Source organism: Rhizobium sp. 18065, assembly GCF_902706095.1.
GTDB lineage: Bacteria > Pseudomonadota > Alphaproteobacteria > Rhizobiales > Rhizobiaceae > Allorhizobium.
In genome coordinates this window covers 99,265-110,845 of the sequence record NZ_CACSJP010000004.1, presented here as the reverse complement: position 1 = coordinate 110,845, position 11,581 = coordinate 99,265, and the positions used below count along the sequence as shown (strand labels likewise).

Here is an 11,581-nt window from a genome sequence, read left to right as displayed (position 1 = left end):
CGATGGCACCCTGCCTTCTCGCCGTTGGTACCCTGTCACACGTCTCGAGATGAGCGGTGGCTACGAGTATCCCTCCCCCTTGTGGGGAGGGTGGCCGGCAGGCCGGGAGGGGTTTGACGCCTCAGGCCGCGATGAATTCGTTCCAGCGGCGAACCATGTAGCGGTCTTCGTCCATCACGGAGTTCCAGCACGCGACCTTGCCCATGCGCTCTTCGAAAGAGCCGCCATCGCGCACAGCACCGGCCTTTTCCATGACCTTGCCGTCCGGTGCGACGATATCGCCCTGGGCGGCCTTGCCCTCGATCCAGTAGCCCCATTCGTCAGCCGACATGTGTTCCTTGGCGGTTTCCATGGCAGCGGAGTAGTAACCCTGACGGTTGAGATAAGCGCCGACCCAGCCGGACGTGTACCAGTTGATGTATTCATAGGCAGCGTCGAGCTGGGCGCCCTGCAGGTGCGAGGCGAGACCCAGACCACCGCCCCACGAACGATAGCCTTCCTTGAGAGGCTGGTACTTGCAGGCGATGCCCTTGCCGCGGACGGCGGCAACGGCTGGCGACCACATCGACTGGATGACGACTTCGCCCGATGCCATCAGGTTGACCGACTCGTCGAAGCTCTTCCAGAAGGCGCGGAACTGGCCGTCCTGCTTGGCCTTGATCAGGAATTCGATGGTCGCATCGATTTCCGCCTTGGTCATGTTGCCCTTGTCGGCATACTTGATGTTGCCCATGGCTTCCATGATCATCGCGGCATCCATGATGCCGATCGACGGGATGTTCAGGATCGAGGTCTTGCCCTTGAAGGCCGGATCCATGATGTCGGCCCAGGTGGTGATTTCACGACCGACGAGGTCGGGACGGATGCCGAGCGTATCGGCGTTGTAGATGGTCGGAACCATCGTGAACAGTTCGGTCTCGCTCTTGGCAAAGGTCTTGTCACCGGCCTTTTCGACATAACCGACGGTGTGCGGCGCGGTGCCCTGGGCGATGACGCTGTCTGCCGTAAGCTTGCCGTTCTTGAACAGTGGAACGATCTTGTCGTAATATTTCAGCTTCTTGACATCCATCGGCTGAATGACGCCGGCCGGAAACACCTTCTTCAGGATCCAGTATTCGATGTCGGCGATATCGTAGGAATTCGGCTGGGTCACGGCGCGCTGGGCGGCGGCGTCCGAGTCCGTCGCCGTCATTTCTAGCGTGATGCCGAGGTCGGCCTTGCACTTTTCGGCGATCGCATTGAGGTTCGACACGCCGGTACCGAACTGGCGCAGGGTGATCGGGTTCTGCGCCCAGATGGTCGGGAAACCGGTGATGACGCCGGAGCCGGCAGCAAGGCCGGCAGCAGCAGATGCCGTCTTCAGAAGCGAGCGGCGGCTAATTCCCTTTGTTGGCTTGGTTGTCTCTGACATGCGCTGTTCTCCTGGTTTTGCTATTGTTGATTCAGTTGCCGATGCGTCCGAGGACGATCGAATCCGTGTCATCCCATGACAGGGTGACGACCTCGCCAACCTTGACGGGGGTCGCGAAGAAGGCCGCGTCGGTGAGGACCGCGGTAAACTCGTCGGTGAAGGCGGTGGTGATCGTCAGCTTCACCTTGGCACCGAGATATTCGAGATTGGAAATGATCCCGTCGAAACCAAGCCCGGGAGCTGGTGCAGCGCCCAGACGGACATGATCCGTGCGGATAGCGATATCGGCGGTTTCGTCTTCGACCGGCGCCGTCCCCTTGGCGAAGAAGCGACCACCGCCGCTGACCTCGATGAAAAGACCTGTTTCGGTGCGCTCAACGATCCGCCCAGACAGCACATTGTGATCACCCATGAAACGCGCGACGAAAGCGGTCGCAGGCGCCTCGAACACCACACGCGGATGCGCCGCCTGCTCGATGCGCCCTTCGTTCATCACCACGATCAGGTCAGCCAGCGCCATGGCCTCCTCCTGGCTATGGGTCACATGCACGAAGGTGATGCCGAGCGAGGTCTGCAGCTTCTTCAGTTCTGCCCGCATGCGGATCTTCAGGAACGGATCGAGCGCCGACAGCGGCTCGTCGAGCAGCAACGCCTCGGGATTGGTGATCAGCGCGCGCGCCAGAGCGACACGCTGCTGCTGGCCACCGGAAAGCTGGGCGGGACGGCGCGTGGCATAGGGCTCGAGCTGCATCAGCTTCAGCATGTCCATTGCCTTGCGGCGGCGCTCTTCCTTGTCGACGCCCTTCATCTTCAAACTGAAGGCGACATTGTCGACAAGATCGAGATGTGGAAACAGCGCGTAGGACTGGAACATCATCGCCGTGCCGCGCTTGGCGGGAGGCAGGTCGGTCACAACCGCATTGCCGAGACGCACATCGCCGGAGGAGATGCTTTCGTGGCCTGCAATCATACGGAGCGTCGATGTCTTGCCGCAACCTGACGGGCCGAGCAGGCAGCAATAGGTGCCGGCCGGTATTTTCAGGCTGATGGCATGCACCGCTGTGGTGTTGCCGTAAACCTTGGAGACGGCGGCGATATCGATCTCTGCTGCTTTGCTCATGATAGCTCCCTGATCTGCCCGATAAGGGATGCATAAGCTGTGCCAGTTTCAGTCTGCGGCGCTAAGTGCTTGGATTCGCAATAGCCATTGTGCACTGCGCAAAAGACATGAGCAGACAGAGAACATGTATGCACAAAAAATAATCGATTGCGACCAATCGGTACAGCAGATTGTATGCAATATGAAAAAGCGATCACAGACAATGCGGGTTTCAATTTTCCGTAGCTGCCGCTAAATAGAGGCAACACCGGATTGAACAATGTCTCTCAAAGCCACGTCTCACCGCCAACTCGACCAGAACCAGGAAGATCGCGCCCGCGCCATCCGCGACGCGCTGCGTGACGCGATTGTCGACAGACGCCTCGCGCCGGGCACGAAACTCTCCGAGGCGGAAGTGGGAACCCTGTTCGATGTCAGCCGCACGGTCGTGCGCGACGCCTTGCAGATGCTCGCCTTCGAGGGCCTGGTGCGCACGGAGCGCAACCGCGGCGCTTTCGTCTCCAATCCGAGCACCGAGGAGGCTCGCCAGGTCTTTGCGTCACGACGCCTGATCGAAGCCGGTATCATTGCAGTTGCCGCCGAACGGCTGACGCCTGCGGACATCGCCCAGTTTCGAGAACAGCTGCGCGAAGAGGAAAGACACCGGACCGAGCGCGGCGCCAGCGCCCGCCGCGCCGAGATTAAGGCATCCGGCGATTTCCATCTGCTGCTTGCCAAGGTCGCCGGCAATGCCGTGCTGGAAAAGTTCATGGACGAGCTCGTGGCCCGCTCCTCGCTGGTGATCGCGCTTTATGGCCGCACCGGCGTCTCGAGTTGCGGCCATGACGAACATGGCGACATTCTCGATGCTCTGGAAAAAGGCGACATTGCCCGCGCCACGCATCTGATGATGCATCATATCGACCACATCGAGGCCGACCTCGACCTTGCGCTCAGCGAGACCCGAACGCTGAAGGATGCCCTGGCGCTCTGAAGGTGTGAGTTGGACGGTTCAGTTCAGCCACAGATGGATCAGTGCCGCCTCCGGCGTTTCAGCCCCGCCGTTTTCTACGCCCGCGGCCCATAACCCGGCACCGGCCGCATAAGCGCCGGGCTGCAAGCCGCCAGCCTCGCATTGGCTGACCGCACGCACGCGCTTGCCGCCGGACACCGCCGTCGCAAGCGCAGCAAGCACCGCCTGATCCGACATAGCAGTCCCTGACCCGAAGACCCGCAACACCGCACCATCGAGCGCATCGAGCGCCGCAGCAAGGAATGCCCCTTCCACGCCGGGAGACAGGGACAGAATGGCCAGGCGCTTGTCGGAAAACAGGCGCGATTGCGCCGGCTCCAGCGGTGCTTGAGGCTGGGAACAGAACGCATCCTCGGCCTGGCTGTCATGTTTGACCAGACCGGCCGCAGGCAGCAGTTTGCCGGCAAAAGCCAGGAACACGCCGGCGCCCGGGGCAAGGGCAGTGCCGATTGCGAGAGCGAGATTGCCCTCGGCGTCGGCATTTTGGCCAAGCGGCTTCATCGAGCCGCAAAGCACCACGCGCCGCTCTTCGCCTGCCAGAGCCTGTGACAGGGCGGCACCGGTGAAGGACATGGTGTCGGAGCCATGCGTGACGATCACCGGCATGTCGGGATGCGACCGGATCACGTTCAATATGACGTTCCAGTGGCTGGGGCCGACATCGGCACTGTCGAGCAGCGGGTCGAAGATATGGCGAACGAGGGTGATCCCCGTCGGCAGCATCGCCTCCAGCGCGGCCTCCACCATGCCGGCCTGCGGAGCAAGGCCGTCCGGTGTCGGCACCATGCCGATCGTTCCTCCCGTATGGATAAGCAACAGCTTCATTCGCGTCTCCCTGCCTTTGTCGGCGCCCTTGCCTATGCGTGAGGCGCCGTCTTAGGCGAGCATATGGCCAAGATCAATGCAGAGGGGGAAGCGAGGAATGTCGCCATGACCCGATGATATGAAACAGCCGGGTCATGGCGGGCAGTAGAGTTATGCCTTGTTGCGCGAGGCGATATAGGCCCGCCAGCCACCAAGTTCGGTCACGTCCTGCGCATTCTGGATGGCGTAGGGTTCGCACAGGAAGCCGGAGACCTGGCTGCCATCGTCCAGCGTCACCTTGCCGATCCCGAGCGGTGCCGGAATATTCTGCACGAAACGTCCGAAGACAGCCGGCGTCACCTTCCAAACCTCGACCTCCAGCCCTTTGCCCACGAACCCCGGCTCCCGGATCAGACCGGGCTTCGGCGGCACGGTATTCGGCAGGACGAAGAGACGATAGTCGCCCGCCGTGCGGCAGGTTTTCACCAGCCGACCACCGGGGCCGGTCAGTTCGTGGTTGAGCGGCATGCCGGTCAGATGCGCACCGACCACCATGATCGGGACAAGACCATCGTCCGGTTCCGCAACCCGGCTGGCTTCGGGAATGACGGCAGACTTGTCCTTGCCCATGCCTGGGGCCAGTGCCCGGTGCATGGCATCGGCAAACGTAGCCAGTGCATCGTCGGAAAAGCACGGGCCAAACAGCGTCACGCCGGCGGGCAGGTGATCGTCGGAATCGAAGCCGGCTGGAATGGCAATCGCCGCATAGCCGAACAGGTTTGCGAAATTGGTGTAACGACCGAAATGACCATTGCGCACGATCGGATCGGCCAGCATCTCGTCGACCGTGTAGGTCGTCGGCGATGTCGGCAGCATCAGGATGTCGAGCTTTTCCCATTCGACCAGCGTCTTTTGCCTGAGTGCGCCAAGCTTGTACTGCCCCTCGAAAGCGGCAACGGCATCATAGGCCTTGGCACCTTCGATGATCGTGCGCACCGTCGGGTCGAAATCATCGGCATTGCTGCCGATGAAGTCCTTCACGGCAGCCAGCCGCTCGGCAACCCAGGGCCCATTGTAGAGCAGTTCGGCCGCCTGACGAAACGGCGCATAGTCGAAGGGCACGATGATAGCACCCAGCGATTTCGCGCGTTCGATCGCCGCATCGTAAAGCGCTTCGACCCGCTTGTTTCCGAAAAACTCGCGCTCTGCGCCATCAAGTACGCCAATCCTGAGGCCAGCGGCCGGCAGGCTGGCCGGAACCGCCTTGCGGGAATAGGGATCGCCAGCCTCATAACCGTCCATCACCCTGCGGATCGCCACCCCGTCACCGACAGTCGCGGCGAAGACCGTCACCACATCGACGCTGCGGCAGGCCGGCACGACACCGACATTCGGCACCAGTCCGGGCGTCGGCTTGATGCCGACGAGGTTGTTGAACGCAGCAGGCACACGACCGGAACCGGCGGTATCCGTACCCAGCGCAAAACTTGCGAGGCCCGAAGCGACGGTCACGGCGGAACCGGAAGACGAACCACCCGAGACATAGGCCTTGTCGAAGACCGAGCGTGGCGCGCCATAAGGCGAACGCGTACCATTGAGGCCAGTGGCAAACTGGTCGAGATTGGTCTTGCCGATCACAAATGCACCGGCCGCTTTCAGCCGGGCAACGACGGTGGAATCGATTGTCGGATCATAGGCAAAGGCCGGGCAAGCCGCAGTCGTCGGCAGGCCGGCAACGTCAATATTGTCTTTCACCGCAAACGGCACGCCCCAAAGCGGCAGGCTGTTCGGCTCCGGCGCCCGCGCCATAAGGTCTTTGGCAGCCGTTCGCAGAACATCATCCGGCGTCTCGGTGATGAAAATTGCCGGATCGTCGGATGCCCTGCGACGGGCGATCACCTCTTCGACAAGGTCAAGCGGTGAAAGACCCGCAGCATAGGCGGCCTTGAGCGACGAAAGATCGAGTATGGTGGGGAGCATCAGATTTCCTCCAGCACGACCAGCACATCGCCGGCCTTGACGTTGCGCCCCGGACCGGCGCGAAGATCGCGAACAGTGCCTGCGGCGTGAGCGGTGACGTTGATTTCCATTTTCATGGATTCGATGATGGCAAGCGTATCGCCGGGGGCGACCGTCTGTCCCTGTTCGACCAGCACTTTCCAGATATTGCCGGGCACGGCGCTTTCGACCCCGAAGCAGCCCTCGGGAATATCTCCGCAAAGGCCGGGCCCGGCACCCTCATCGACGATGAAACTGTCGAGCCCCTGCTCCTTCCAGCGCAGGCGTTCGGCTTCGAACGCCGCCTGCTGCTTCTGCTTGAACGCGCCGATGCTCGCGGCATTGGCGGCAAGTTCGGCCTCATAGGCCGCATAGGAAAACTCGCCCTCCTCGATCCTGATCGGATAGCCACCATGCGGAAACGCTGCGCGCGCTTCCGTCAACTCCTCATGGCTGACAGGAAAGAAGCGGATCTGGTCGAAGAAGTCGAGCAGCCAGGGCTTGTCCTTGTGGAAGACCGGTGTTTGGTGCCAGGTGTTCCACACCTGGATGGTGCGGCCGAACAACTGATAGCCTCCGGGCCCCTCCATGCCGTAGATGCACATATAAGCGCCGCCGATCCCGACCGCGTTTTCCGGCGTCCAGGTGCGCGCCGGATTGTACTTGGTGGTGACCAGCCGATGACGCGGGTCAAGCGGGGTAGCCACCGGCGCACCGAGATAGACATCGCCGAGCCCCATGACCAGATAGGAGGCGTCGAAGATCGTGTCCTTCACCGCCTGCTCGTCGGCAAGGCCGTTGATCCGGCGGATGAACTCGATATTCGACGGGCACCAGGGCGCATTCGGACGCACGAGTTCCTGATATTTCCGCATCGCCAGTTCCGCCTGCGGATCATTCCACGACAGCGGCAGATAGACCGTGCGGCTCGGCACCGTCACCGCCTGCGCCGGCGGCAGGCCCGCCTCGATCTCCTGCAGCAGACCGAGCAGGCGGCTGCGGGTGAGCGTCGTTCCGTCATAATGGATCTGCAGCGAGCGGATGCCGGGCGTCAGATCGATCAGCCCCGGCAGCTTTGCCGCCTTCACCGCCTGCATCAGCAGATGAACGCGCAGGCGCAGCGCGATGTCGAGCTGCATCTCGCCATATTCCACCAACAGATTGTCGTCGCCCTGCCGGCGGTAGACGACCGGCACCGGACCGCTCATGCTGGTGGCGAGGATTGGGGAACCGGTGGCGAATGCCAGACGAGAGGTTAACGCTATGGCTTCGTGAACACCCCCCTCTGCCCTGCCGGGCATCTCCCCCACACGGGGGGAGATCTGCGCCACGCCGGCCTCTTCACTTTCAGAAAGCAACCTCGCCCCGATTTCAGCCGAAGCGGCAGGCGAAACTGCGGCATCCCTGATCTCCCCCCGTGTGGGGGAGATGTCCGACAGGACAGAGGGGGGTGCAGCCACCATGACACTCGAACCATCAATGCCCACATCGCCATCCCGCGCCACCGGGTGAAACCTAATCCTGTCGCCCGGCTTGAACTGGCCCATTTTCCATTGCTCGTCAGCGGCTATGACCGCCGGGCAAACGAAACCGCCGAGACTGGGACCATCCGGCCCGAGAATGATCGGCATGTCGCCGGTAAAATCGATCGAACCGATCGCATAGGCGTTGTCATGCAGGTTGGACGGATGCAGTCCCGCCTCGCCGCCATCGGTGCGCGCCCATTTCGGCGCAGGCCCGATCAGCCGGACACCGGTGCGGGCGGAGTTGAAATGCACCTCGTATTCGGTCGAAAACAGGGTCTCGATATCCTCCTCAAGGAAGAAATCGGGAGCGCCATGCGGGCCATAGACCACACCGACGGACCATTCGCGCGACAGGATCGCTGGTTCATCCGCAGGCTTGCTCGGTTCCTGAGCCGCCCTTGCCAGCCGCAGAACATGGCCGGCGCGCAAGGTGCCGGTGGCATTGCCGCCGAACTGGCCAAGCCCGAACGTGGCGCGCGATCCAAGCACGACGGGTGCCGCAAAGCCGCCTGCCACCGCCAGATAGGCACGCTGCCCCGCCCCTTGGATGCTGCCGATAGCCAGCGTCTGCCCGGCCCTCACCATCACCGCCGTACCATGCGGCACCGGATTGCCGTCCAGCATCATCGGCATCACCGCACCGGCAAGCGCCACGACCACATCGGAGACGAATTTCAGCATCGGGCCGGAAACCGTCAGCTCCAGCGCTGTCGTCTCGTCACCATTGCCGACAAGCCGATTGGCATGGCGGAAGGATCGCTCGTCCATCGGACCACTTGGCGGCACGCCGACATGCCAGAGGCCGATCCGCCCCGGCAATTCCTGCAGGCTTGATTGTGCACCAGGCGCGATCACCTCGATCACATCGGGCACAAAATCGAAATCCTTCAATGCCGTGGTCGCAACATCACCACTGTTGAAAAGCTCCGACGCCGCAATGGCTTTCAGATATTCCAGATTGGTCTCGATGCCCGAAAGTGCCGTGCCCTCGAGTGCCGTTGAAAGGGCTGCAATCGCCGACGCACGATCATCGGCAGAGACGATGACCTTGGCTAGCATAGGATCGTAATATGGCGTCACATCCGTGCCGGTCTCGATCCATCCGTCGACGCGCACGCCGGCCGGAAACACCACTTCGGTCAGCAGGCCGGCACTCGGCCGGAAATCCGCATGCGGCATCTCGGCATAAATCCGCGCCTCGATCGCCGCACCTTTCGGCGTAAGTGTTTCCTTACCGGTCAGCACATCTTCGCCGGCCGCCTGGCGGATCATCCACTCGACCAGGTCGATGCCGAACACCGCCTCCGTCACCGGATGCTCGACCTGCAAACGCGTATTGACCTCAAGGAAGTAGAACTCCTCGCGGGCCGGGTCGTAGATGAATTCCACCGTGCCGGCGGACGCGTATTTGACCTTCCGGCCAAGCGCCACGGCCGCAGCATGCAGGCTGGATCGCACGACGTCGGACAGTCCGGGCGCCGGTGTTTCCTCGATCACCTTCTGGTTTCGCCGCTGCAAAGAGCAGTCGCGTTCGCCGAGCGCGATCACACGGCCCTGGCCGTCGCCGAAGATCTGCACCTCGACATGGCGGGCCTTGGCCACGAAACGTTCGAGATAAACGCGGGCATCGCCAAAACTCGATTTCGCCGTGCGCTGCACGCTGTCGAACGATGCCTTCAGGCTCTCCGCATCGTGACACAGCGACATACCGATGCCGCCGCCGCCGGCAGTCGACTTCAGCATCACGGGATAGCCGATCTCCTCGGCCGCCATCAGGGCTGCCTCACGGTTGTCGAGCAGGCCGGAGCCCGGAAGCAGCGGCACGCCACTGTCGCGCGCCAGTTCACGCGCCGTATGTTTCAGGCCGAAATCGGCGATATTGGCCGGGCTCGGGCCGATGAAAACGATGCCCTCTGCCTTCAGCCGCTCGGCAAAGCCGATGTTTTCCGAGAGGAAACCATAGCCGGGGTGGACGGCTTGCGCGCCCGTCTGCCTGCAGGCGGCAATCACCGCGTCGACATTCAGATAGCTCTCCGAAGCCGGTGCCGGCCCGAGTCGCACTGCCTCGTCGGCCATCAACACGGCCTTGGAAAACCGGTCGGCATCGGAATAGACCGCCACCGAGGCGATCCCCATTTTCTGCAGCGTGCGAATGACACGCACCGCGATCTCGCCGCGATTGGCAATGAGTACCTTGTTGAACATCAGGCGTCCTCACCATCCCAGACGAGCACGCGCACCGGCGTCGGATCGAAGCCGTTGCAGGGATTGTTGATCTGCGGGCAATTGGAAATCACCAGCAGCACGTCCATCTCGGCCTTCAGCTCGACATAGTCGCCCGGCGCCGAAATACCGTCGACGATGGTCATCTCCCCGCTCGGCTCGATGGGCACATTCATGAAGAGATTGATGTTGGGCACGACATCGCGCTTGCTCATGCCATGCTTGGAGACTTCGATGACAAAGTTGTCCCGGCACGCGTGCAGATATTTGACGCTGTGGCCAAAGCGCACCGTATTGCTCTCGCAGGAGCAGGCACCGGCGGATGTGTCATGACGACCGCAGGTATCGGCGGTCATGGTCAGCATCACCCGGCCTTCGTTGGAGATGACCCTCGTGCCGGTGGAGATGTAGGCCGCCCCATGCTCCCGCAACGTGTCCTGGCTGGAATAGCGCTCGGAGAAATCGGCGGCATTGTAGAACAGCGTGTCGATCGCCTGCTGGCCGTAGCTGTCTTCGATGCGCACGGTCTGCCCCGCCCTGACGACGGTAGAGAACGGCGCCTCCGCCGGAATGTAGTGGTCCTGCACTGCGTTGGAGAGCGTGCGGGCGGCGGACGTCTGGATAAAATTGTTCATGGCTCCGCTCCTCTCAGATCGCTGCAAACGCATTGTTTTCAAACCCGCGAACGGCCTCGGCGGTGGCGGTCCGGCAAAGATCGTCTGCCGCCGGCTCGACGGCCGCGATGCGGGTGACCGTCACCGGATTGGGCGCATAGACCGGGTTGGGATCGAGCGGATGCGGGCAATTGGAAAAACCGACGATCATGTCCATCTCGGCGCGTAGCTCGACGTAGTCACCTTCCGCCACCAGATCGGGCCTCCAGTGAAACACGCCTTCGGCGTCGACACGAACCGGCGCGAACAAGGCGAGCGCCGCCGGGATGTCGCGCTTGTCGAGGCCTGCCTTGGTGGCGAGCAGCACGAGATTGTCCCGGGTATTGCGCAGGGCAGGACCATTGGCGCCGGCATATTTCTTCGCATTCGACGCAGTCGTCGAACCGCCCATCAGGCAGTCATGCGCGCCCGACGAATCCTCGACGATCGAGAACATCACCTTGCCCATGTCGGAAAAGATCACCCGGCCCTTGCCGAGCCCGGTCGTCCACTGCACCTTGACCGTATCCGGCAGGTTCATGCGCTCGGTAGTATCGACAGCGTTCCAGGCGACGACGGAGACAGTCGAGTGACCCTGATCGAGCGTGATGCGCAAGACCTCGTTGGTCCTGACACGGGTTGACCAGTACCAGGCACCCGGAATGACCTCGCGGTGCAGGATAGCGCTGTCCGCGATCGCAGGCGCCGGTTTCTCGCTCTTGGCCGGCAAGGCCTTCGGGGCAAATTCAAGCCCCTTCTTCTGATGCTCTTCGTAGCGCGCACGGTTTTCGGCAATTTCTTCGGGGGAACGTCTGAAATGCACGGTTCATCTCC

At 62.1% G+C, this 11,581-nt stretch carries 8 protein-coding genes; 1 reads left to right on the top strand and 7 read right to left on the bottom strand.

The genetic code is table 11. The annotated features are described in order from the left end of the window. Positions 1 to 121: 121 nt before the first annotated feature. Positions 122 to 1,411, bottom strand: coding sequence for a PotD/PotF family extracellular solute-binding protein (locus GVK95_RS11720; RefSeq protein ID WP_159949754.1), 1,290 nt, complete (start codon positions 1,409 to 1,411; stop codon positions 122 to 124). Positions 1,412 to 1,442: 31 nt separating this feature from the next. Then, on the bottom strand, positions 1,443 to 2,531 hold the full coding sequence (locus GVK95_RS11715; RefSeq protein WP_159949752.1) for an ABC transporter ATP-binding protein: 1,089 nt from the start codon (positions 2,529 to 2,531) through the stop codon (positions 1,443 to 1,445). Between the two features lie 259 nt (positions 2,532 to 2,790). On the opposite strand from GVK95_RS11715, the gene GVK95_RS11710 reads away from it, so the two are divergent. Further along, positions 2,791 to 3,504 carry a GntR family transcriptional regulator gene (locus GVK95_RS11710; protein WP_159949750.1) on the top strand — a complete coding sequence of 238 codons (714 nt, stop codon included), beginning with the start codon at positions 2,791 to 2,793 and terminating at the stop codon, positions 3,502 to 3,504. Between the two features lie 18 nt (positions 3,505 to 3,522). Here the strand turns inward: GVK95_RS11710 and GVK95_RS11705 are convergent, their stop codons facing one another. From GVK95_RS11705 to GVK95_RS11685, 5 genes are all read right to left on the bottom strand, one after another. Beyond that, positions 3,523 to 4,368, bottom strand: coding sequence for an asparaginase domain-containing protein (locus GVK95_RS11705; RefSeq protein ID WP_159949748.1), 846 nt, complete (start codon positions 4,366 to 4,368; stop codon positions 3,523 to 3,525). Between the two features lie 150 nt (positions 4,369 to 4,518). After that, a complete protein-coding gene (gene atzF, locus GVK95_RS11700) occupies positions 4,519 to 6,327 on the bottom strand; it encodes an allophanate hydrolase (protein ID WP_159949746.1) in 1,809 nt (602 codons plus the stop codon). Beyond that, the gene (locus GVK95_RS11695) at positions 6,327 to 10,076 is read right to left on the bottom strand and encodes a 5-oxoprolinase/urea amidolyase family protein (protein WP_159949744.1); all 3,750 of its coding nucleotides are present in this window, start codon (positions 10,074 to 10,076) and stop codon (positions 6,327 to 6,329) included. The genes atzF and GVK95_RS11695 overlap by 1 nt, the downstream gene beginning before the upstream one ends. Then, positions 10,076 to 10,729, bottom strand: a complete 654-nt coding sequence (locus GVK95_RS11690) for an urea amidolyase associated protein UAAP2 (RefSeq protein ID WP_159949742.1) — start codon at positions 10,727 to 10,729, stop codon at positions 10,076 to 10,078. The genes GVK95_RS11695 and GVK95_RS11690 overlap by 1 nt, the downstream gene beginning before the upstream one ends. Before the next feature lie 13 nt (positions 10,730 to 10,742). After that, the gene (locus tag GVK95_RS11685; RefSeq protein ID WP_159949740.1) at positions 10,743 to 11,570 is read right to left on the bottom strand and encodes an urea amidolyase associated protein UAAP1; all 828 of its coding nucleotides are present in this window, start codon (positions 11,568 to 11,570) and stop codon (positions 10,743 to 10,745) included. Between the last annotated feature and the right edge of the window lie 11 nt (positions 11,571 to 11,581).

Bases quoted from the DNA above. Each gene is read 5' to 3' on its own strand.
- GVK95_RS11690 (WP_159949742.1), bottom strand. From the start codon at position 10,729: ATGAACAATTTTATCCAGACGTCCGCCGCCCGCACGCTCTCCAACGCA.
- GVK95_RS11710 (WP_159949750.1), top strand. From the start codon at position 2,791: ATGTCTCTCAAAGCCACGTCTCACCGCCAACTCGACCAGAACCAGGAA.
- GVK95_RS11715 (WP_159949752.1), bottom strand. From the start codon at position 2,531: ATGAGCAAAGCAGCAGAGATCGATATCGCCGCCGTCTCCAAGGTTTAC.
- GVK95_RS11720 (WP_159949754.1), bottom strand. From the start codon at position 1,411: ATGTCAGAGACAACCAAGCCAACAAAGGGAATTAGCCGCCGCTCGCTT.
- atzF (WP_159949746.1), bottom strand. From the start codon at position 6,327: ATGCTCCCCACCATACTCGATCTTTCGTCGCTCAAGGCCGCCTATGCT.
- GVK95_RS11705 (WP_159949748.1), bottom strand. From the start codon at position 4,368: ATGAAGCTGTTGCTTATCCATACGGGAGGAACGATCGGCATGGTGCCG.
- GVK95_RS11695 (WP_159949744.1), bottom strand. From the start codon at position 10,076: ATGTTCAACAAGGTACTCATTGCCAATCGCGGCGAGATCGCGGTGCGT.